The organism is Streptomyces sp. NPDC058464 (assembly GCF_042721035.1).
Classification (GTDB): Bacteria; Actinomycetota; Actinomycetes; order Streptomycetales; family Streptomycetaceae; genus Streptomyces.
This window is the reverse complement of the sequence record NZ_JBHXMA010000025.1, coordinates 102,268-123,575: the sequence shown is the minus strand read 5'-3', so window position 1 is coordinate 123,575 and position 21,308 is coordinate 102,268. Positions and strand designations below refer to the sequence as shown.

Sequence of the window (21,308 nt, the reverse complement as noted above, 5' to 3'; positions counted from 1 at the left end):
CCCGAGTTGGCGGGCGGGGGGGTCCCCCACCCCCCCGCTGGGTGTGGGGGGGGGGGGGGGCGGGGGGGGGTGGCGGCGCTTCATGGTTGTGTTGCGGGCGGCCGGCCCCCCCCCCGGCCGGCGCTGCATCCGCGCCCCCAGACCCCCCACCTCACGCAAGTCCCCCAAGGAAAGAGGCAACCCGCATGCGTACGCGATCCCTTCTCGCCCTCGCCGGTACCGTCGTCGCCCTCTCGGTCGCGGCCACCGTTCCCGCCTCCGCCGACGGCGCAGTGCTCACCACCGGCAGCGCCGGCGGCACCGCCGTCGCGGTCGGCGACACCCTCACCGCGTCGCTGGCCAGCGGCACCACCGCCACCCTCTACTCCAGCTCGACCAGCACCAGCGGCATCACCTGCGCGGCCTCGACCTTCACCGCGACGGTCACCGACAACCCGGCCGCCTCCGGTACCGCCGTCGAGTCGGCCACCGCGCAGACCTTCAGCAGCTGCACCAGCAACGTGGTCGGCGTGACCGGCGTCTCCAGCATCACGGTCGACAACCTGCCGTACACCACCGCGGTCAACTCGGACGGTACCGTCGCGGTCACCTCGGCGAGCGGCGCGAACATCCAGACCACGGTCAAGCTGACCACCCTGCTGGGCAGCATCACCTGCGTCTACCAGGCCGCCAGCCTGTCCGGCACGAGCTCCAACACCGACAACAGCCTCGCCTTCAGCAACCAGGCGTTCGCGAAGTCGTCCGGCTCGATCCTCTGCCCCTCCGCCGGCTACTTCACCGCCAAGTACGCCCCGGTCAGCGACAACGGCGCCGCCGTCTTCGTCAACTGACCTTGTTACAAAGGCCGTTAGCGTCGACGCAGACGCAACGCCAGGGCGGCGCCGCCGGTGAGTACCAGCACCGCGGCGGCGCCGCCCGCCACCAGTGGCGCCGACGGGCCCGAACCGGGGTCCGTGTCGGAGGCCACGGGAGTGCTGTCGGCGGCGGTGGTTCCGGTCGTTGGGGAGGCCGGGGTCGCGGCCGCCGTCTGCTGTGCCCGGGCGGCAGCGCTCTTCGAGGCGCTGGGAACGGGCGTCGCGCTCGGCTGCGGTTTGGCGCTCGCCGTCGCCCCGCGGCCCTTCGCCGCGGCGTTCCCCCCTGCTTCGTCCGCGCCCTTGTCCGCGGCCTTCTTCGCCGTGAACACCACGTCGGAGCACGAGTAGTAGGTGTCCGGCGTGCTGCTGGTCTGCCAGACGGTGTACAGCACCTGACGGCCCGTCCGGTCGGCGGGCAGCGTCGCGCTGAAGTGGTACGCCCCGTTCGTCAGCGGCGGGTCCTTGACCTCCGCGAAGGGCTGCGCGGCCAGCTCGGACCAGGTCAGCGGCTTCGCCGGGTCGTAACCCTGCTTCGTCAGATACAGCTTGAACGTGCCGGAGTGCGCGATCGTCGACGCATACGTCATCGTCATCCGGGCGCCCGGGGTGAGTTCGGTCGCGGGCCAGTCCGCGCGCGCCAGGTCGAGCCCCTTGTACGCCGGCAGACTGCCGCTGCACAACTTTCCGTCCGGAATCACCTGCCGGTCACGGCCGTCGACGCCCGCCACCCGCACGTCGTCCCATGCGACGAAGTTCTGCCCGCTCGCCGCGATCGCCGCCCTGCAGGCCGCCGTGGCGGCGCTGCCGCCGCTGGGGGAGCAGGCGTAGGCCCGGCTGACGGGATAGGTGGGCGCGCCGTGTGCCCGGGCGGATCCTGCCGCCCACGACAGGAGCAGAAGCGGGGCCGCGGCGGCGGCTCCCATGATTCTCAGGCGGGCGGTCGTCCGGGTCATCCGGGACGTCTCCTCGGCGGGCGCGGGTACGGGGTCTGTTGAGGTGAGTACGGGAATCGGGGCCGCACTGTTCAGCGCGCTCGCTCTCCGGGCCGGCCGAAGTATGGTGCACCGACCGGATCGTCCGTTTTGCCGACTTTCCAGGCGCCATTGAGAACCAACCGTCCGGCTCGTATCGTGGCGATCACCGATGGCCGCCCGGCCGCCCGCATCGCTTCCGGATACCGGCGCGAACACGAGGGAGGGGCGCGTTCTGATCTCGTCCGTTTGTGCACTGCGGACCCCCGTTCGCATGGTCGCACGCGCGACTTGCCCATGTACGTCGCCAGGTCCGCACAGTTGCCTCCCGCTGCCGCACGGTGAGCTATCGTGTGCACGGGGTAAAAAACAAACCGCATGCCCCGTCGGTTTGGGAAGCCGTGAAGCCCGGAAACGCAGTCGTGGAGCCGTGAAGGAGCGTCGAGTCGATGGCGAGGCAGTTACGCGCGGAGCAGACCCGTGCCACGATCATCACGGCCGCCGCCGACCTTTTCGACCGGCACGGCTATGAATCCACCAGCCTCAGCGAGATCGTGGAGCACGCGAAGGTCACCAAGGGAGCGCTCTACTTCCACTTCGCCGCCAAGGAGGACCTGGCACACGCCATCATGGAGCTCCAGTCCCGCACCTCCAGCCAGTTGGTGAGGGAGATGGACAGCCGCGGCTACTCCTCGCTGGAAGCCCTGATGCGCACCACGTTCGCGATCGCCCGGCTCTCCGTCGACGGCCCGATCCCGCGCGCCGGCCTGCGACTCGCCACCGCGGACGTCACCGTACGGCCACCGCTCAGGCATCCGTTCACCGAATGGCTGGAGTTCGCCACCCGCAAACTCCTGGGCGCCGTCAAGGAGTCCGACGTACACCCGGACATAGACGTCGGCGCGGTCGCGCACTCCCTGGTCTGCTTCTTCGTCGGCACCCGGGTCGCCGGCCGCAACCTGGAGCCGGTGGGGCGACTGCCGCGCAGGGTCGCCGAGATGTGGCACCTGATGATCCGAGGCCTGGTCCCGGTGCACCGGCGGGCCCGCTACCTCACCCTCGCCACCCAGCTGGAGCGCGAGATCAGAACGGCGTGACAGGCGGCGTGACAGGCGACGCGACCGGCGGCGTGACCGGTCTCCCGCGGTTCGGCGGAGCCGGGCGGCCCGCGCGATAGCGTGGCGGCCATGCCCGACTCCGCCGCCGCGCCCGTGATCCTCGGCACCACCGGCCCGTTCCCGCACAGCGTGCTGGCCGAACGGCACCCCGCGATCATCCACCAGGTACGGGACGCCTTCCCGTACGGCCCCGCCCAGCACCGCGCCCTCGACGCGCTGCTCCACAACTGCACCGAGGGCGTGATCGAACCCCTGCCCGACGGCGCGAGCGGCTGGCGCGACTGGGGTCTGGACACCTACACCGGCCGCTCCTGGTTCGACGTGCCGTGGCTCTGGTCCGAGAGCTACTTCTACCGCCGGCTCCTGGACGCCGTCGGCTACTTCGGCCCCGGCCCCTGGCAGGGTATCGACCCGTTCCGTCCGTTCAAGCTCGCCGAACTCGACGCCAAGGAGACCGACGAGGAACTGGCCGCACTCGACGACCTCGACGGCGACCCCGACCGGGCCCTGCTGCACGGCTCGCTCTGGGGCAACCGCGCCGACCTCGGCTTCCGGCTCTCCGCCGCCGGGGCCGGCGAGGCCGTCGCCGCCCTGGTCGCCGACGACAGCGCCGCCCTGTGGCCGCTGCTGCGCGGCGGCACCCTGTGCCTCGTCGCCGACAACGCGGGCCGCGAACTCGTCCCCGACCTGCTGCTGATCGCCCACCTCCTGGACACCGGCCGCATCGCACACGCGGTCCTGCACATCAAGCCCGACCCTTACTACGTCTCCGACGCCACGACCGCCGACGTGCTCGACGCCCTGCGCAGGCTCACCGCCGCCCCGGGCGCCGCCGCCGGATACGGCACCACCCTCTGGTCGGCGATGGCCGACGGCCGCCTCACCGTGCGCGCCCACCCCTTCTCCTGCGCCCCGCTGCCGTATGCCGAGATGCCCGGCGACCTGCGCGCCGAGTTCGCCGCCGCCGACCTGACGATCTTCAAGGGCGACCTCAACTACCGCCGTCTGGTGGGCGATCGGCTCTGGCCGCCGACCACCCCCTTCGCCGACGTGACCGCCTGGTTCCCGGGCCCGGTGGCCGCGCTGCGCACCCTCAAGTCCGATGTGGTCACCGGACTCTCCGCGGACACCGAGAGGGCCCTGGACGCGGCCGGGGCAGAGCGCTGGCGCACGGCCGGCACCCATGCCCTGATCCAGGTCAACCCAGGTGCATCGGCAGCGTCTTGAGCCCGTTGATGAAGTTCGAGACGAGGCGCTCGGGCGGACCGGCGGGCTTCAGGGCCGGTGGCGCCTGCGCGTAGAGAGCGCGCAGCTGGAGCCGGGCGAAGTGGGCGCCCAGGCAGACGTGCGGGCCGTCCCCGAAGGAGACGTGCGGGTTCGGCACACGGGTGAGGTCGAGCCGGCCGGGCTCGGCGAAGGCCCGCTCGTCACGGTTGGCCGAGGCGTGCAGGACGACCACCTTGTCGCCCTTCCTGATCCGCCGCCCGCCCAGCTCGGTGTCCCGCGCGGCGGTGCGGCGGAAGGTCAGCACCGGGGGATGCCAGCGCAGCAACTCCTCCACCGCACGGTCCGCTCCGGCCTTCCCGGCGCGCAACAGGCGGTACGACTGGCCGTACGACTCCGGGTGTTCGGCCAGCGCCAGCAGTCCGCCGGGGGCGGCCGAGCGAACGGTGTCGTTGCCCGCGACCGTCAGCAGGAAGAAGAACATCTCCAGCTCGCCGTCGGCGAGTTCGGGGTCATGGGCGAGGGACGTCATGACGTCGTCGGCCGGGTCACGGCGTTTGTGCGCGGCGAGCTGCCGGGCGTACTCGAACATGTCCCGCAGCATCGCGGGCGACCGTGGGTTCACCGGCCGGCCCGTGCCGTCGAGCACCTCGGGTCCGGCCTCGTCCGGGTCCTGGTAGCCGATCACCCGCCGCGTCCAGTGCAGCAGCAGCCCCCGGTCGCTCTCCGGGACACCCAGCAGGTCGGCGAGGTTGAGCAGCGCGTACTCGTCGGTTACGGCGGCGACCAGGTCCACCGTGCCGTCCCCCGCCCGGGCCGACTCCAGCGCCCGGGCGAACAGGGTCCGCGCCCGCTCCCGTACCACCGCCCCGAACCGCTCGATCCGCCCCGGCGTGAAGGCCCGGCTCACCGTGCGCCGCAACCGCCGGTGGTCCGGCGGATCCTGATTGAGCATCATGCGCCGGATGAACGGCAGATCCGCCGGGTCCGGATCCCGGATCTGGGTCGCGCCGAGCTGCGAGGAGTACGTCCCCGGATCCCTGAGCACCCGCACCGCGTCCGCATGCCGGGCCACCGCCCAGAACCCCGGCCCGGCCGGCCACCCCAGCACCTCCGGCTCCCGCTGCCAGGCCACGGGATGATGGTCGCGCAGGACGTGGTAGTCGGCGTACGGCACGGCGGCCGCGTACCGGCGCGGGTCGAAGACATCGGGGACGGGCGGTGCCTCGCCGGGGTGCGCGGAGGAGGTCATGGCACCACCGTGACCCGGGGGCCCGGGTCCGGCAAGACGGCGGACATCAGGCCGCCTTGCGCCAGATCGTCATGTCCGCGGTCATGAAGCTGATCCCGGGATGGTCCCAGAGCGCGGTCGACTTCACCTTGACGACGAGCAGCGCGATGTCCCCGGAGCGGGACTTGACGCAGATCAGGCTGCCGGCCGCGGCCACGTTCAGGGTCAGGCTGTGGCTCTTGGAGGCGGTGACGGCGTCGCGGCAGGTGTCGAGGGTGCCCTGGGCCTTGTTGTCCCACACGTTCTCGATGACGCTGGTGTCGCTCTCCAGCGCGCAGCCGATCTTCTTGCAGTCGAAGCGCACGTCCCCCTTGCGGTTCTTCCGTTCGACCGGCTCCTTGAAGCTCAGGGAGCTCTTCTCGTCCACCCACACCTGGGGGTACGCCTCAGGCCGAGGGGCCGTGGCCGTGGGGTCCGTGGCCGCGGGGGCGGTGGCCGTGGTGGATGCCGGGGTGGTGGCAACGGTGTCCGGCGACTTCGTCGAGGAGGAACCCGTCGACCGGCCGTCCGCCGTCGGATCCGGGGTGCCCGAGGACTGGGTCTCGGCCTGCCGGCGGACCCAGTCGGCGGTCTCAGGCAACACCAGCGCCATGACCGTCACCATGCCGACGACCCAGGTCACGGTGGCGATCCCGAGCAGCACGGCACGTCTGCGGCGGCCGGGACGCGGCTCCGCCTGCTCCGGTGGCGGGGCGAACGGATAGGTCGGCGGCAGGAGAGGCCCGACCGGGGCGGGGGCGGCGGACGTGACGGTGACCGGGGCCGCCATGGTGAGCGGAGCGGGAGCGGGAGCCGGAGTCGGCGCGGGGGCGGGTACCGGCACCTCGGGTCCGGTGATCTCCTGCCACACGGCCGGTCCGGCGCCCGCGTCGGCGTCCGGGCCCAGTCGCCGCCGGCACCAGTCGACGACCTCCGCCAGGGTGGCCCGCTGCTCCGGATCGGCGGCCAGACAGCGGGCGATCAGCGGCCGCACCTCCTCGGTCAGCCGGGAGAGGTCGGGTTCGGAGTGCACGATCCGGTACAGCACATTGACGGCGGGACCGTCGCCGTACAGCGGCACGCCCAGGGCCGCGAACGCCGCCGTCTGGCCGAGCGCGAACACGTCGGTCGCCGGGGTGACCTCGCCTCCCGAGGCCTGCTCGGGGGCCATGAACGAGGGGGTGCCGATGGCGGTGCCCGTCGCGGTGTGCGAGGTGGCGTCGGCGGCCAGCGAGATACCGAAGTCGATCACCCGCGGACCGTCCGAGGCCAGCAGTACGTTCGACGGCTTCAGGTCCCGGTGCACGATGCCCGCGCCGTGGATGGCCTGCAGCGCCTCGGCGACCCCCGCCATCAGCCACAGCACTGCCGGCACCGGCAGCGGGCCGCGCCGGGCGACGACCTCGGAGAGGGCGGGCCCGGGCACGTACAGGGTGGCCAGCCACGGCGGTACGCCGTCCGCGTCGGCGTCGATCAACTCGGCGGTGTACGCGCCCCGGACCCGCCGGGCGGCCGTGATCTCCCGGCGGAACCGGCGCCGGAACTCCGGGTCGTCGGCCAGCTCCGGCCGCACCACCTTGATCGCCACCGGTCGGCCGCCCTGGGTGTGCGACAGATAGACCCGGCCCATGCCCCCGGCGCCGAGCCGTGCGGCGAGGCGGTACCCGGCCACTCCGGGCGGATCGTCCGCCTGCAATGGCTGGAACACCTCGGTCGTGTTGTTCATCGGCCCCCGCCCCCTGAATCTGTTGATCCGATGAGTCGACCAACGGCGGCAGCCTAATGGATGTCGTGTGAATGCTTCGGGGGAGGAGGCGGACCGGGCCAGGACGACCACTGGGCCCGGCCGCGGCCGCGGGATGCCCCTCCAACGCCACAGTCGGCGGCCGGAGTTCCGGGATTCCGCCGCGGTTCACGCGATGGTGTGATCATGTGCCGCGGGGCGGATGGCCTCTGTGGCGCGCGGGTAGAGCCCGGGCCATGACGCAGCCGTTCGAACTCCCGCACTTCTACATGCCGTATCCCGCGCGGCTCAACCCGCATCTGGAGGAGGCCCGGGCCCATTCCACCGAGTGGGCCCGCGAGATGGGCATGCTGGAGGGCTCCGGGATCTGGACCCGGGCGGACCTGGAGGCACACGACTACGGCCTGCTGTGCAGCTACACCCACCCCGACTGCGACGGCCCGGCCCTGTCGCTGATCACCGACTGGTACGTGTGGGTGTTCTTCTTCGACGACCACTTCCTCGACATGTACAAGCGCACCCAGGACCGCACCGCCGGCAAGGCCCATCTCGACCGGCTCCCGCTGTTCATGCCGCTCGACCTCGCGACGCCCGTGCCGGAGCCGGAGAACCCGGTCGAGGCGGGCCTCGCCGACCTGTGGGCGCGTACGGTGCCGTCGATGTCCGTCGACTGGCGCCGCCGCTTCTCGGTCGCCACCGAGCACCTGCTGAACGAGTCGATGTGGGAGCTGTCCAACATCAACGAGGGGCGGATCGCCAACCCCGTCGAGTACATCGAGATGCGCCGCAAGGTGGGCGGCGCCCCCTGGTCCGCGGGGCTCGTCGAGTACGCGACGGCCGAGGTGCCCGCGGTCGCCGCCGGCTCGCGGCCGCTCAGGGTGCTGATGGAGACCTTCGCCGACGCCGTCCACCTGCGCAACGACCTGTTCTCCTACCAGCGCGAGGTCGAGGACGAGGGCGAGAACAGCAACGGCGTGCTGGTCCTGGAGACCTTCTTCGACTGCACCACCCAGGAGGCCGCCGACGCGGTCAACGACATCCTCACCTCCCGCCTGCACCAGTTCGAGCACACCGCCCTCACCGAAGTCCCCGCCCTCGCCGTCGAGAAGGGCCTCACCCCCGACCAGACCGCGGCGGTCGCCGCCTACACCAAGGGCCTGCAGGACTGGCAGTCCGGCGGCCACGAATGGCACCTGCGCTCCAGCCGCTACATGAACCAGGGCGCCCTCCCGTCCTCCCCCTGGCAGCACCTCACCGGCCCCGGCACCTCCGCCGCGGACGTCGGTGCGTTACTGGCCGCGGCCGCCGCGGAGCGCCTGCGCGCCTACTCCCATGTGCCCTTCCAGCAGGTCGGCCCCTCCCTCCTGCCCGACTTCCACATGCCGTACGAGGTCGAGGTCAACCCGAACCTCGATGCCGCCCGGCCCCGCCTGACCGCCTGGATGCACGGCACCGGCATGCTGTCCGAGGGCGTCTGGGACGAGGACCGGCTCGCCGCCTCCGACCTCGTGCTCTGCTCCGCCGGCCTCGACCCCGACGCCACCCCCGAGGAACTCGACCTCAGCGCCCGGTGGCTGGCCTGGGGCACCTATGCCGACGACTACTACCCCCTCTGCTTCGGCACCCGGCGCGACCTGGCGGGCGCCCGGCTCGCCACGGCCCGCCTCTCGGCCTGCATGCCCCTCGCCGACGAGCCGGTGCCGGTCCCGTCCACCGGCATGGAACGCGGCCTGATCGACCTGTGGGCCCGTACGACCGCCGGGATGGGCCCCGAGGACCGGCTCGCCCTCAGGGAGTCCGTCGACAGCATGACCGAGAGCTGGCTCTGGGAGATGTCCAACCAGCTCCAGCACCGCATCCCCGACCCGATCGACTACCTGGAGATGCGCCGGGCCACCTTCGGCTCCGACCTCACCCTGAGCCTGGCCCGCCGCGGCCACGGCCCCGCGATCCCCGCGGAGGTGTACCGCAGCGGCCCGGTGCGCTCCCTGGAGAACGCCGCCATCGACTACGGCATGCTCGTCAACGACGTCTTCTCCTACCAGAAGGAGATCCAGTACGAGGGCGAGCTGCACAACGCGATCCTCGTCGTCCAGAACTTCTTCGGCGTCGACTACCCGACCGCGCTGCACGTCGTGCACGACCTGACGACCCAGCGGATGCAGCAGTTCGAACACGTCGTCGCAAACGAACTCCCGGTCGTGTACGACGACTTCGAGCTGTCGGCCGAGGCGCGCCAGGCCGTGGACGCCTATGTCCGCGACCTGCAGAACTGGATGGCCGGCATCCTGAACTGGCATCGGCGTGTCGACCGCTACAAGGCGGACCACCTCGCCCGCCGTGCCCACGGCTTCGTCCCGGACCGACCTCCGCTCGCCCCGTCGCTGCCGGTCGGCTGACGGCGCCCCTCGCGCGAGTCCCTACCGGAGGGAGGTGTGCAGGCCCCGGGCCCGCTCGGCCTGTGGCAGGTCGCCCAGCCGCTCGAACTCCCCGGCCAGCCACAGCAGCGGGGACAGGTCGAGCTCCCTGCTGCTGCCGGGCCGCAGCAGCAGGCTCTGGTCCATGAATATGTCGTCGAGGCGACGGATCAGCGCCACGCGGGCGAGTTCGGTCATGCCCTGCTCGGCCGCCAGCCGGGTCCAGGTCGACAGCGGCTCGGCGGCCGGGTCGCCGGGCACCTCGTGCCGTACCGACTCCCACAGGGGCGGCCGGGGGTGCGGGTCGAGCAGGTCATAGGCGCAGCCCTCGTCCGCGTTCAGCAGGAGGAAGTCGGGCTCGGTACGCAGCAGGGCCCTGTGCAGCATGCCGAGCAGTGCGACGGGGGAGCGCTCGGCCAGGCCCAGGGCGGCGCGGAGTTCGGCGCGCTCGGCGTCGATGCCGTGGTACTCCCGCATCTCGTCCTCTGTCTCGGCCACGCTCGCGAGGATCTTCTCCTCGCCGTCCGCCGGGGACAGGGACAGGTGGTCGCGCCAGCCCGGGAGGCCGATCAGGACCTCCAGCGCCTCGTCCACGGACGAGCCTATGATCCCGGCCGAGCCCTCCGAGTCCGCGTACAGCAACGAGCCGTCCGCGCACACGAAATAGGTGCCGCCGGTGTCGCAGCCCGCCACCGCCTCCAGAGAGCCGCCGGAGGCGAGACGGACCGGCTCGACATGGCCGTCGGCGGCCCGGGCCAGGTCGAAGTTGAAGGGAAACGCCGCCAGTTCGGCCAGGCGGCGGTGCTGCCGAAGCAGCCGCAGGCAGTGATCGGTCATGTCACAGAACGTAACAGCCGCCACTGACAACGGCCTCCGGCCCCGGGCGGGGAACCGCACGGCCCGCGGCCTCACACCGACGCGCGCACCCGCTCCGCGGCATGGGCGACCGCCGCCCGGGCCAGCGCCCGGACCACCGGATGCGGACGCGAGCCGTCACCGGACAGCTCCGGCTGGAAGAGCGTGGCCAGGAAGAAGGGATGGCCGGGCAGTTCGGCGACGCGGACATGGCCGTCCTCGTCGTGTCCCGACAGCCGCAGCCCGTGCGCGCGCAGGGTGTCGAGGTGGCGGGTGGGGCCGTACGAGCAGAAATAACGCTCGACGGTGCGCCCCGAGCCGATCGCCGACTCGGCCAGCGTGCCCGGCTCGACGTGCACCGCGGCCTCGTGACCCACCAGCGAACAGGCCAGCGGCTCGATGAGGAGGTCCTCGGCGTCGGGGTCGTTCTCGGCGTGCGCGACCCAGGTCAGGCCGCACACGTTGCGGGCGTACTCCAGGAGCGCGTGCTGGAAGCCCCCGCAGGTGCCCAGGAAGGGGATGCCCTCCTCACGGGCGGTGCGGATCGCCCGCAGCACGCCCGCCTCGCTGCGGTACGGGCTGCCCGGCGGCACCCACACCGCGTCGAAGCCCCGCACCGCGTCGGCGTCCTCGGCGTCCTCGGAGGGGATCCAGTAGGCGTCGAGCACCAGGCGGTCGCGCTGGGCGAGCGCGTCCAGCAGGAGCGGGATCCGGGTGTGCGACACGACGTTGGGGGAGCGGTCCCCGACCAGGGCGAGCGTGGCGGTCCCAGCTGCGGAGTTCGTCATGGGGTTCATCCTGGGCGCCCGCTCCGGTTCACGTCCAACGATGATTGGCGGACTCTCGATAAGCAACACTGATGCGATCCTGTGCGGCATGGACCCGCACCTCCTGCGCACGTACGTCACCGTGGCCCGCCTCGCCTCCTTCTCCGAGGCCGCGCGCCGGCTGGGCTACACCCAGTCCGCGGTCTCCCAGCACATCGCCGCCCTCGAACAGGACCTCGGCGCGCCCCTGCTCACCCGGCGTCCGGTGGCCCCGACGGCCGCCGGGTGGGGGTCCCCCCACGCCGTTTAGGCAGTGGGGGAGGCTCCTGGAACACGCCGCCCCGCTGCTGCTGCGCCTGGACGCGGCCCGCGCGGACGTCGTCCGGATGGCCGCCGCGCCCGTGCCGGGCCTGATCCTCGCCGCCACCCCGACCGCACTCGGCCCCGCCGTCCTCGCCGCGCTTCCCGCCGCCGACGTCACCCTGCGCGTCCTGCCCCGCGACGGGATCCCGGCCGCCGTGGCCACCGGCACCGCCGACCTCGGCCTGCTCGACGGCCTCGCCGCCCCCAGCGACCCCCTGCGGCTGCCCGACGTGGCCCCCCTGAGCACGCACGGCGTGGGCGAGGAGCCCGTGGCCGTGCTGCTCCCCGTCGGCCACCCCCTCGCCCGCCGCCCCGGCCTGCGCCTCGCCGACCTCGCGGACGCGCGCTGGCTCGACGCCCCCGACGCCGCCCCGCCCCTCGCCCAGCTGCGCACCGCGACCGGCGGCGGCGCCTTCCGCCCGGCCCTGCGCTACGACGGCTCCGACGTCCGCACCCTCACCGCCCTCACCGCCGCCGGCCACGGCCTCACCCTGCTGCCCCTGCGCACGGCCACCGGCGTCCCCGGCACGGTCGCCGTCCCCGTCACCGCGCCACGCCTCGTCCACCGGGTGGAACTGTTGTACGGCGGGACACCCACGGGAGCGGCGGCGGACCTGGTCGCAAGCCTTCGCCACGGTGCCCGGGACTGAGGCTTCCCGCGGTTGACCCAGGGTCAGTCTCACTCGTTCGTGTCTCGTCGCGCCCGCGTGCGCCGGGTAGTGCTCGGGGTGGAGGCGAACCATGGAACAGACCGCATTGCGTCCCAAGCCGATCCCCGGTCAGGAACGCGGGGACAGCCCCCCACCCGACCCGTCCCGGCGCCCGCACGCGGCGCGCCGCCGCGGCCGCCGGACCAGGACCCTGCTGTTCGGATCGTTCGTCGGCACGGTCCTGGTGCTCTCCGGGGTCGGACTGGGCACGGTGGGCGCCAGCGTGATCGGCATGAGCAAGCTGGCCGAACTGCGACAACAGGCCCCGTCGGCGACACCGAGCCCCGCACCATCGGCCACACCCTCGCCGACGGCCGCCGTGACCCTGGGCGTGGAGGCCGTGGACGCCGAGAAGGTGGGCGCACTGGTGGTGGGCGTCCATCTGCCGGGGCCGGGCTATACGGCGGGGCTGGTGCGCGGCGACGTCCTGCTCCAGCTCGGCGACACCCGGATCGACAGCGCGGCCGACCTGGTCCGTGCCGTGGCCCACGCCCGGCCGGGGAAGGAGGCCAAGCTCACGGTGCGGCACGCGAGCGGGGGATATCAGCAGCTGACTGTGGTGCCGGGTGTGGTGACCTGAGAGAAGGCCCACCGGAAGCGCCCCTGAGAGGGGCGCGGGGCTGTGTACATGTGCGGCTCCGCCGCGCGGGCGCGACCAGCCGCAGCCCACCCGCACCGGCGCCACGACCGCACCCCACAACGGCCCCACCGCCCAAACCGGCTCGCGCGGCCACGCCGCACCCGGCAGGATGCATGCCGAGGCCCGTACAGCCGCCTCACCCGCGCAAGGAGGCCACTGGATGACCGGCACCGCCGCCCCCTTCACCGCCGCCGACTACAAGTCCCGCATGACGCGCGCAGCGCACACCGCGGCGGACGCCGGCCTCGCCGGACTCCTGATCGCCCCCGGCCCCGACATGGTGTGGCTCACCGGCTACACCCCCACCGCGGTCACCGAACGGCTCACGCTCCTCGTCCTGGCCCCCGGCAGGGACCCCGTCCTGATCGTCCCGACCCTCGAGGCCCCCGACGCCGAGAAGGCCGACGGCGCGGCCGTGCTGTCCCTGCGGGACTGGACCGACGGCACCGACCCCTACGCGGTGACCGCCGACCTGCTCGACAAGTCCGGCCGCTTCGGTATCAGCGACAACGCGTGGGCCATGCACCTCCTGGGCCTGCAGAAGACACTCCCCGACACGTCCTACGCCTCCCTCACCGACGCCCTGCCCATGCTCCGCGCCGTGAAGGACGCGGCCGAGCTCGAACTCCTCGCGGCCGCCGGAGCGGCCGCCGATGCAACGTTCGAGGAGATCCGCAAGGTTCCCTTCGCCGGCCGCCGCGAGTCCGACGTCGGCCACGACCTGGCCGACCTGCTGCGCCGCTTCGGCCACGAGCAGGTCGACTTCACCATCGTCGGCTCCGGCCCCAACGGCGCCAACCCGCACCACGAGGTCGGCGACCGGGTCGTCCAGGACGGCGACATGGTCGTCCTCGACTTCGGCGGCCTCAAGGACGGCTACGGCTCCGACACCACCCGCACCGTGCACGTGGGCCCGCCGACCGCGGAGGAGCGCGAGGTGCACGACATCGTGCGCGCCGCCCAGGAGGCCGGCTTCCGGGCCGTCCGCCCCGGCGTGGCCTGCCAGGAGGTCGACCGGGCCGCCCGCGCGGTCATCGCCGACGCCGGGTACGGCGAGTTCTTCATCCACCGGACCGGCCACGGCATCGGCGTCACCACGCACGAGCCGCCGTACATGATCGAGGGCGAGCAGCAGCCGCTCGTGCCCGGGATGTGCTTCTCCGTGGAGCCCGGCATCTATCTGCCCGGCCGCTTCGGGGTGCGCATCGAGGACATCGTGACGGTGACCGAGGACGGTGGCCGTCGTTTCAACAACACCACCCGCGAGATGGTCGTCGTGGGCTGACCGACCCGGCCCGGAACCACCAGCTCGCCCCTACCCCACCCCGAACGGCAACGGCGCGATCCATGACCCAGGCACCGACTCCCACCGCGGACACCGTCCGCCGACTGGTCCGTTCGCTGCTCAAGGAGGGCGCGGGCGGCACCTCGGGCCTCGACGTCCGGCCCGTCGCGGCGGGCGGGGCGCACTCCACCTGGTGGGTCGGCACCCGCCATGTGCTGCGCCTCGCCCCCGACCGGGACGCCGCCGCCCGCCAGCGCCGCGAACTGCGCCTGCGCGACCTGGTCCGGCCGCACCTGCCCGTCGCCGTCCCGGCCAGCGTCGCGCACGGCGAGTGGGCCCCGGGGCTGACGTACACGCTGGACACCGTGATCCCCGGGGGTACGGCCGAGGAGCACGACGTCTCCGCGGTCGGCGAGGCGGATCTGGCCGGGCTGCTCACCGGGCTGCGCGAGGTGCCCGTGCGGCAGGCCGAGACGCTCGGCGTGCCGCGCACCCCGCCGCGGTCCCTGGAGGCGCTGCGCCGCATGGCCGTGCCCGCCGCCGAACGCCTCGCCGCCGCCGACGAGTTCGACCCCGCCCGGCTGCTCCAGCTGACCCCGCCGGGCGCCGCCCAGCTCGCCGCCCAGCCCGGTACCGCGGTGCTGGCCCACCACGACCTCCTGGGCGAGCACCTGGTGGTCAGCGCCGACGGCAGGGTGCGGGGCGTCCTCGACTGGACCGGCACGGCGGTGGGCGACCCCGCCGAGGACATCGCCGGGCTCGCCCTCGCGGTCGGCTCCGGCGCGGCCGTCCGGGCGGCCACCCTCGCCGGCTACGGCGCCCGCCCCTGCCTGCGCGGCCTGTGGCTGGCCCGCTGCGACACCGTGATCCGCCTCGCCGACCGCCTCGAAGGCCGTGACGACAGCCCTCTGCCGCTGCTGCGCACCCGGCTCCGGCGCGCCTGGGAGGCGATCCTGCTGGAGCGGGTGACGGAACTGCGCGAGGACACCGAGGACGACGAGGAGCTTTAGCGGAGGTGACGCGCGGGCGGTGCGGAGCCGAGGCGGGCGCGGCGCTCCGACGGTAGCGAGCTGTGGCGGAACGGCCGGTGCTCAGGCCTGGGTCAGGACCACGCACGACTCGCCCGGCACCCGCAGCACCCCGTCCGCGTCCGGTGCCGCCACGGTGTCCCACGCGGCCAGGACCTCCACCTTCCCGGTGCCGAGCGGGATCGCGGCCGGTTCGCCGCCCAGGTTCACCGCCACCCGCACGTCCCCGCGCCGGAACGCCAGCCAGCGTGCCGTCTCGTCGTAGGCCACCTTGGTGTCGGCGAGATCGGGATCGGTGAGGTCCGGCTGCTCGTGGCGCAGCGCGATCAGCCGGCGGTACCAGGCCAGCACGCGCGCGTGCGGCTCGCGTTCCGGTTCCGACCAGTCCAGACAGGACCGCTCCCGGGTCGCCGGGTCCTGCGGATCGGGCACGTCCTCCTCGGCCCACCCGTGCGCCGCGAACTCCCGCCGCCTGCCGCGCCGTACGGCCTCCGCCAGATCCGGGTCCGTGTGGTCGGTGAAGAACTGCCAGGGGGAGCCGGCCGCCCACTCCTCGCCCATGAACAGCATCGGCGTGAAGGGCGCGGTCAGGGCCAGGGTGGCGGCACAGGCCAGCAGGCCGGGGGAGAGGGTCGCCGAAAGCCGGTCGCCCTGGGCGCGGTTGCCGATCTGGTCGTGGGTCTGGGTGTAGCCGAGCAGCCGGTGCCCGGCCACCCGCGCGCGGTCCAGCGGGCGGCCGTGCCGGCGGCCGCGGAAGCTGGAGTACGTGCCGTCGTGGAAGTAGCCGCCGGTGAGCGTCTTGGCGAGGGCGGCGCACGGGGTGCGGGCGAAGTCGGCGTAGTAGCCCTGGGACTCGCCGGTCAGCGCGGCGTGCAGGGCGTGGTGGAAGTCGTCGTTCCACTGCGCGTCCAGGCCGAACCCGTGCTCCGCGCGCGGGGTGATGACCCGCGGGTCGTTCAGGTCGGACTCGCCGACCAGGAACAGCGGCCGGCCCGACTCGGCCGCCAGGGCGGCCACGGCCGCCGCCAGCTCCTCCAGGAAGTGGCACGCGCGCGTGTCCCGCAACGTGTGCACCGCGTCCAGGCGCAGCCCGTCGATCCGGTAGTCCCGCAGCCAGGCCAGCGCGCTGCCCAGCAGGTACGCGCGCACCTCGTCCGACCCGGGCGCGTCCAGGTTCACGGCGGAACCCCAGGGCGTCTGGTGCGTCTCCGTGAAGTACGGCCCGAACGCGGGCAGGTAGTTGCCGGACGGGCCGAGGTGGTTGTGCACGACGTCCAGCACGACGCCCAGGCCGAGTTCATGGGCCCGGTCGACAAACCGTTTCAGCGACTCGGGGCCGCCGTACGGCTCGTGCACCGCCCACAGCGACACCCCCTCGTACCCCCAGCCGTGCCGGCCGGGGAACGGGCACAGCGGCATCAACTCCACGTGCGTGACGCCCAGTTCGCGCAGGTGGTCGAGGCGGGCGGCGGCCGCGTCCAGGGTGCCCTCCGGGGTGTAGGTGCCCACGTGCAGCTCGTAGAGCACCGCGCCCGGGAGCGCCCGCCCCTGCCACGCGGTACGCCACTCGTGGCGCCCGTGGTCGACGACCGCGCTGAGGCCGTCCGGGCCGTCCGGCTGGCGGCGCGAGCGCGGGTCGGGCAGCACGGGGCCGTCGTCCAGGGCGAACCCGTACCGGGTGCCGTCCTCGGCGTCCGCCTCCGCGGCCCACCAGCCGGGCCGCTCCCGGTCGCGCTCCAACGCGCGCGTGGTGCCGTCGCAATGGAGCGTCACACGGTCTGCCTGCGGTGCCCACACCTCGAACTGCACGGACGGTCCCCTTCGTCTGGCTCCTCGTGAGGTAGTCCGTCCATCGTGCCGTGAAAAGAGATCAATCCGCTTTGAATCCCGGCTTTGCGGAACGGGTGTCGCCATACGTACGCGCGCGTGACGGCCGTTTCCCCGTTTTCTGGACACCCGGGGTTCACTGACTCAGAATCGGCAGCGTGACGTCGTCCTTCGAGTTCCACACCTACCCCGCGCGGCTGTCCGACGCGGAGCGTGACAAGGCGCTGAGCGTGCTGCGTGACGGCGTCGCCATGGGACGGCTGTCGCACGACACGTTCGTGCGCCGCATGGAGCTGGCGCTCGCCGCCCGCCGCGCCGACGAACTCGCCGCGCTCACCGCCGACCTGCCCCAGGAGAGCCGCTTCGCGCGCGTGCTCTTCGGCACCGTCGAGGCCGTCTCCGGCTTCACCGTACGGCTGCGCCGGGCCTGGCAGGCCGAGCGGCTGCCCAAGCTGCTGCTGCCGCACCCGGGCAACGGTCATCCGCTGCGCATCGGCCGCGACCCCGCCAACGGGCTGCGGCTCAACCACGAGACCGTCTCCCGGGTGCACGCCGAACTCCGCCACCAGGGCGGCCTGTGGATCCTGCGGGACCTCGGCTCCACCAACGGCACGACCGTGAACGGCCGCCGGGTGACCGGTGCCGCCGTCGTCCGCGAGGGCGACCAGGTCGGCTTCGGCCGGATGGCCTTCCGGCTCTCGAGCGACTGAGCCCCGGGCAGGGCCTCCGTCACCTGAACCCCGGGCCGGGCCCCGCTACCTGGACTGTCCTGGGCGATGGCCGAAAAGTGTTTGTCCGTCGCGGTGTTGACGTACCCCCCAAGTCGTGACTGACTGTGCGTACGCCATGCACACCATGTGCATCGACGGCGCCGCATTGTGGAGGTGTGACCTGCCGCCCCTCCTCCGCTATCCGTCCGTGGACGAGCTCGCCTCGCGGGCGGCCGCACTGGTCGCCGACCGCCCCCGGGACGCCCGGCTGCGCAGGGCGGGTGTCTCCCGCGCGGGTACCCCGATATGGCTGCTTTCGATCGGTCACGGCGCCCGGCACGTCCTCGTCGTCGCAGGCCCGCACGCCAACGAACCCGTCGGCGGTGCCACCGTGCTGCGCCTGGCCGACCGGGTCCTCGCCGATCCGAGGCTGACCGAGGACGCCGACGTCACCTGGAACCTGCTGCTGTGCCTGGACCCCGACGGCTCACGCCGCAACGAGGGCTGGCTGGCCGGGCCGTACACCCTGGGCCACTACTTCCGGAACTTCTTCCGGCCCGGCTTCCTGGAGCAGCCCGAGTGGCTGCCCGACGGGGCGGACGCCGCCGCGCTGCCCGAGACCCGGGCGCTGCTCGACGTCCAGGACGAGCTGCGGCCCTTCCTGCAGTGCTCGCTGCACGGCGTCGACGTCGGCGGCGGCTTCGTCGAGCTGACCCGCGACCTGCCGGGCCTCCACCGGCGCCTCGCGCACACCGCGACTCGGCTCGGCATCCCCCGCGAACTCGGCGCCTACGACACCCTGTACTGGCCCACCCTGGGCCCGGCCGTCTACCGCGTCCCGCCGCCCCGCCGGGGCGACCTGGCCGCCGCCCTCACCGAGGCCGCCGTCGAGTCCACCTGGTTCCACCCGTACCGGCACGGCACCGTCACCGCCATCGTCGAGGCGCCCATGTGGGGCGTGGCCGCCGTCCAGGACGGCACGCCGCCCGCCGACCGGGACGCGGCGCTGCGCGCCGTCAGCCGGACCCTGCGGCGCGACACCGACCTCCTGGACGGCGTCCTGGCCCGGGTCCGGCCGCAGCTGTCCGCGGCGCCGGACGCGGCCCGGCTGCTCGCGCCGGTCGACGACTACCTGCTGGTCTGCCCCGGCCTCGCCGACGCCTGGGACCCCGACACGGACACCGGCAGCGCCCGCCCGCTGCCCCCGCTCAGCTCCGCCCACCTGGCCGCCCTGCGCATCGCCGGGCGCCGGCTCGCCCTGCGCACCGCTGGGCTGCTGCACCAGCTCCTGCGCAGCACCGGCCACGACCCCGCCGCCGCCCTGCCCGACCTGGACCGGCTGATCGACACCTGGTGCGCGGACTACCACGACAGCCTCGGCGCGCGCTGGATCCCGGTCGCACGCCAGGCCGAGTACCAGACACGCGTGGTCCTGAGCGCCTTCGAACTGGCGCATCGCCACACGCGCGGGCTTGCCCGATCGGGTGAGCCGGGCTGGGGGACCGAGCCCGCCGTGCCGATGCACGGGGAATGACGTATCTCAGCAAAGCGACAGCGGCCGGCGGTGCCCTGCTGGCGGCCGCCGCCCTTCTCGCCGCCGGACCGGCCCAGGCCGCGCCGGGCGGCGCGGCGCGTGACGGCGACTACCTGTACCTGACCGTCACCAAGGGCGACAGCCACTCCAGCGACACGCGCGGCACGCTGCTGCTGTGCGACCCGCCCCAGGGGCACTCCCGCGCGGCCGAGGCCTGCGCCGAACTCGACGCGGTGGGCGGTGACATCGCGCGCGTCACCCCGGCCAAGGACGCGATGTGCCCGATGATCTACGCCCCGGTGACCGCCCAGGCGCGCGGGCAGTGGAGCGGCCGGCCCATCGAGTACCGGGAGACGTTCTCGAACTCCTGCCAGCTGGCGGCCCGGACGGGCCCGGTCTTCGCCCTCGACGGCTGACCGGCCGGCCCCGCGGGCGGCGTGCGGCCCGCGGGGCGGCACGCGCGGGGCCGGCCCCGGATCTCACGCCGCCTGCTCACGCGCGTGCTGCGCGGCCGCCAGCACCGTCCTGGACTGGTGCTCCACCTGGCGCTCCAGCGGCACCCAGCGGGCCCGGAAACGCTCGCCGTAGGCCTCGCACCAGGAGGCCACCAGCTCCTCCAGCCGTGGCGCCGCGCGGTCGTCCGCCTCCCGCAGCACCCGCAGCAGCATCGACGCGGCCCGCAGCGGCAGCCGCCGCCCGAAGGCGTCCACGCTGCCGACGTACGCCATCGTGGTGTCGACCGGCGGCCGCTGGATCCAGTCCTCGGCCAGCCCGGGGATCAGCCCCAGCGCCCAGCGGGCCGCCCGCAGCAGAGGCCCGTCCAGGCCGCTCAGGCCGTCCAGCCGGGGCAGCACCTCGGCCAGCACCCGCTCCACCTCCCGCGAGTCCCGCAGCAGCCGGCGCGCCAGCCGGCGCATCGCCGCCGCCGGCGCCGGGTGCGGCGCCGGGTCGTCGACCAGGTCGCTCGCCCACATCGGCACCTCGACGACGGCCGTCAGACCGCCGTAGCGGTGCGCGTGGTACCAGGTGCTGTGCCGTGCGTCGTCCGGCATGCTCGGGTACGCCACCCCCGTCTCCGGGCCGGGCATCACCCGCACCCCGGGCCCCGAGGCCGGCCAGCCCGCGGCGTCCGAGGCACCCGTCTCCACCGGGATGTGCAGCTCCGCCGCGGACTTGGCGAACGGCTCGGCGAGCCCCGGCACGTCCCTGGTCAGCTGCACCCAGCTGCCGCCCAGGTCGGTGCCGTGCAGCGTCACCTGGAGGTAGGGGCGCAGCTCGTCGATCACCCCGAGCAGGGCCACGGTCTCGGGCGGCAGCCGGTCCGGCGGCAGCACCGACGGCGACCACTCCGGCTGCTCCGGGCCCGCCGGCCGGTAGAAGCCGAGGTGGTAGTCGAACAGGCTGCGCGGGGCCGGGGTGACGTGCAGGCTCGCCCCGTCCGGGTCCGCGCAGAGCAGGAAGTGCCAGGAGTTCTCGGCCCGCAGGTCCCGCTCGTGCAGCACCCGTTCGGCCAGTAGCTGGAGGGTGCCGCCCCCCGTCGGTTCGTTGGCGTGCGCGCCCGCGACCACCAGGACCGCCCGCCGGGCGTGCCCGACGGACAGCAGGTGCAGCGGTCTGCCCGCGCGGGAGAGGCCGATCTGCCGCAACGTGCACAGGCCGGGCCGGTGAGCGGCCAACGCCCGGGCGGTTGCGACGAGTTCGGGAACACTGGGGTAACGCAGCTCCGGCAGGAGACTCACCCCCGACTTGTCCGCCCGGCTTCGCATTCCCCAGTCCCGCACGGCATAGGTGAACTGTCAAGAACCTCCCGGGGGAGGCTCCAGGGGGCGCCCGGAGGCGTGTGCGGACGGCCGGCGGGACGGTGGGCGCCGGTCGGGGGTGCGAAGCCATTACGGGGCGCGGAACGGCTCCGCGCGCCGATAACCGACGCGGTGCGCGCCCGGCGAGTTTCAGCAAACCGGCGGATCGGCCGCATATTCACTCGTACGAGT

Annotated in this window: 17 protein-coding genes and 1 pseudogene; 11 read left to right on the top strand and 7 right to left on the bottom strand. The window is 73.6% G+C overall.

The annotated features are described in order from the left end of the window. Nucleotides 1–185 precede the first annotated feature (185 nt). Nucleotides 186–830: a Tat pathway signal sequence domain protein gene (locus ACFWPQ_RS30235; RefSeq protein WP_384041541.1), complete on the top strand. Its 645-nt coding sequence runs from the start codon at nucleotides 186–188 to the stop codon at nucleotides 828–830. 17 nt (nucleotides 831–847) lie between these two features. On the opposite strand, the gene ACFWPQ_RS30230 is transcribed toward ACFWPQ_RS30235, so the two are convergent. Then, nucleotides 848–1,807, bottom strand: coding sequence for a lytic polysaccharide monooxygenase (locus ACFWPQ_RS30230; RefSeq protein ID WP_384041539.1), 960 nt, complete (start codon nucleotides 1,805–1,807; stop codon nucleotides 848–850). 467 nt (nucleotides 1,808–2,274) lie between these two features. On the opposite strand from ACFWPQ_RS30230, the gene ACFWPQ_RS30225 reads away from it, so the two are divergent. Together ACFWPQ_RS30225 and ACFWPQ_RS30220 are read left to right on the top strand one after the other, a co-directional pair. Next, nucleotides 2,275–2,922 carry a ScbR family autoregulator-binding transcription factor gene (locus ACFWPQ_RS30225; protein WP_384041536.1) on the top strand — a complete coding sequence of 216 codons (648 nt, stop codon included), beginning with the start codon at nucleotides 2,275–2,277 and terminating at the stop codon, nucleotides 2,920–2,922. A gap of 90 nt (nucleotides 2,923–3,012) precedes the next feature. Further along, the gene (locus tag ACFWPQ_RS30220; RefSeq protein WP_384041533.1) at nucleotides 3,013–4,170 is read left to right on the top strand and encodes a damage-control phosphatase ARMT1 family protein; all 1,158 of its coding nucleotides are present in this window, start codon (nucleotides 3,013–3,015) and stop codon (nucleotides 4,168–4,170) included. Here ACFWPQ_RS30220 and ACFWPQ_RS30215 read toward each other — a convergent pair. After that, nucleotides 4,142–5,419 carry a cytochrome P450 gene (locus ACFWPQ_RS30215; protein WP_384041530.1) on the bottom strand — a complete coding sequence of 426 codons (1,278 nt, stop codon included), beginning with the start codon at nucleotides 5,417–5,419 and terminating at the stop codon, nucleotides 4,142–4,144. The genes ACFWPQ_RS30220 and ACFWPQ_RS30215 overlap by 29 nt on opposite strands. Nucleotides 5,420–5,465: 46 nt before the next feature. Continuing rightward, complete coding sequence (locus ACFWPQ_RS30210; protein ID WP_384041527.1) at nucleotides 5,466–7,163, bottom strand: serine/threonine-protein kinase; 1,698 nt, start codon at nucleotides 7,161–7,163, stop codon at nucleotides 5,466–5,468. Between the two features lie 254 nt (nucleotides 7,164–7,417). On the opposite strand from ACFWPQ_RS30210, the gene cyc2 reads away from it, so the two are divergent. Next, nucleotides 7,418–9,580 (top strand): germacradienol/geosmin synthase Cyc2, encoded by a 2,163-nt coding sequence (gene cyc2 / locus ACFWPQ_RS30205; RefSeq protein WP_384041525.1) that lies wholly within the window; start codon nucleotides 7,418–7,420, stop codon nucleotides 9,578–9,580. A 21-nt stretch (nucleotides 9,581–9,601) separates the two neighbouring features. Here the strand turns inward: cyc2 and ACFWPQ_RS30200 are convergent, their stop codons facing one another. Continuing rightward, nucleotides 9,602–10,435: a hypothetical protein gene (locus ACFWPQ_RS30200; protein WP_384041522.1), complete on the bottom strand. Its 834-nt coding sequence runs from the start codon at nucleotides 10,433–10,435 to the stop codon at nucleotides 9,602–9,604. A 71-nt stretch (nucleotides 10,436–10,506) separates the two neighbouring features. After that, nucleotides 10,507–11,241 (bottom strand): hypothetical protein, encoded by a 735-nt coding sequence (locus tag ACFWPQ_RS30195; protein WP_384041520.1) that lies wholly within the window; start codon nucleotides 11,239–11,241, stop codon nucleotides 10,507–10,509. 88 nt (nucleotides 11,242–11,329) lie between these two features. On the opposite strand from ACFWPQ_RS30195, the pseudogene ACFWPQ_RS30190 reads away from it, so the two are divergent. The 4 genes and pseudogenes from ACFWPQ_RS30190 to ACFWPQ_RS30175 all read left to right on the top strand — a co-directional run bounded on the left by ACFWPQ_RS30190 (nucleotide 11,330) and on the right by ACFWPQ_RS30175 (nucleotide 15,228). Next, nucleotides 11,330–12,233 (top strand): annotated as a pseudogene (locus ACFWPQ_RS30190) (LysR family transcriptional regulator). A gap of 91 nt (nucleotides 12,234–12,324) precedes the next feature. Then, nucleotides 12,325–12,873, top strand: a complete 549-nt coding sequence (locus tag ACFWPQ_RS30185; RefSeq protein WP_384041517.1) for a PDZ domain-containing protein — start codon at nucleotides 12,325–12,327, stop codon at nucleotides 12,871–12,873. A 220-nt stretch (nucleotides 12,874–13,093) separates the two neighbouring features. Beyond that, a complete protein-coding gene (locus ACFWPQ_RS30180) occupies nucleotides 13,094–14,218 on the top strand; it encodes an aminopeptidase P family protein (protein ID WP_384041514.1) in 1,125 nt (374 codons plus the stop codon). Nucleotides 14,219–14,280: 62 nt separating this feature from the next. Beyond that, nucleotides 14,281–15,228, top strand: coding sequence for an aminoglycoside phosphotransferase family protein (locus tag ACFWPQ_RS30175; RefSeq protein WP_384041511.1), 948 nt, complete (start codon nucleotides 14,281–14,283; stop codon nucleotides 15,226–15,228). 81 nt (nucleotides 15,229–15,309) lie between these two features. Here ACFWPQ_RS30175 and treZ read toward each other — a convergent pair whose 3' ends face one another. Beyond that, nucleotides 15,310–17,055: a malto-oligosyltrehalose trehalohydrolase gene (gene treZ, locus ACFWPQ_RS30170; protein WP_384041508.1), complete on the bottom strand. Its 1,746-nt coding sequence runs from the start codon at nucleotides 17,053–17,055 to the stop codon at nucleotides 15,310–15,312. A 176-nt stretch (nucleotides 17,056–17,231) separates the two neighbouring features. On the opposite strand from treZ, the gene ACFWPQ_RS30165 reads away from it, so the two are divergent. The 3 genes from ACFWPQ_RS30165 (at nucleotide 17,232) to ACFWPQ_RS30155 (ending at nucleotide 19,733) form a co-directional block, all read left to right on the top strand. Continuing rightward, nucleotides 17,232–17,783, top strand: a complete 552-nt coding sequence (locus ACFWPQ_RS30165) for a DUF1707 and FHA domain-containing protein (RefSeq protein ID WP_361294852.1) — start codon at nucleotides 17,232–17,234, stop codon at nucleotides 17,781–17,783. A 145-nt stretch (nucleotides 17,784–17,928) separates the two neighbouring features. Beyond that, entirely contained in the window at nucleotides 17,929–19,317 is a 1,389-nt protein-coding gene (locus ACFWPQ_RS30160; RefSeq protein ID WP_384041695.1) for a M14 family zinc carboxypeptidase, read from the top strand. After that, nucleotides 19,314–19,733, top strand: a complete 420-nt coding sequence (locus ACFWPQ_RS30155) for a subtilase-type protease inhibitor (protein ID WP_384041504.1) — start codon at nucleotides 19,314–19,316, stop codon at nucleotides 19,731–19,733. The genes ACFWPQ_RS30160 and ACFWPQ_RS30155 overlap by 4 nt, the downstream gene beginning before the upstream one ends. Before the next feature lie 63 nt (nucleotides 19,734–19,796). Here ACFWPQ_RS30155 and ACFWPQ_RS30150 read toward each other — a convergent pair whose 3' ends face one another. Further along, nucleotides 19,797–21,056 (bottom strand): M14 family zinc carboxypeptidase, encoded by a 1,260-nt coding sequence (locus ACFWPQ_RS30150; protein ID WP_384041692.1) that lies wholly within the window; start codon nucleotides 21,054–21,056, stop codon nucleotides 19,797–19,799. Nucleotides 21,057–21,308: the final 252 nt, after the last annotated feature.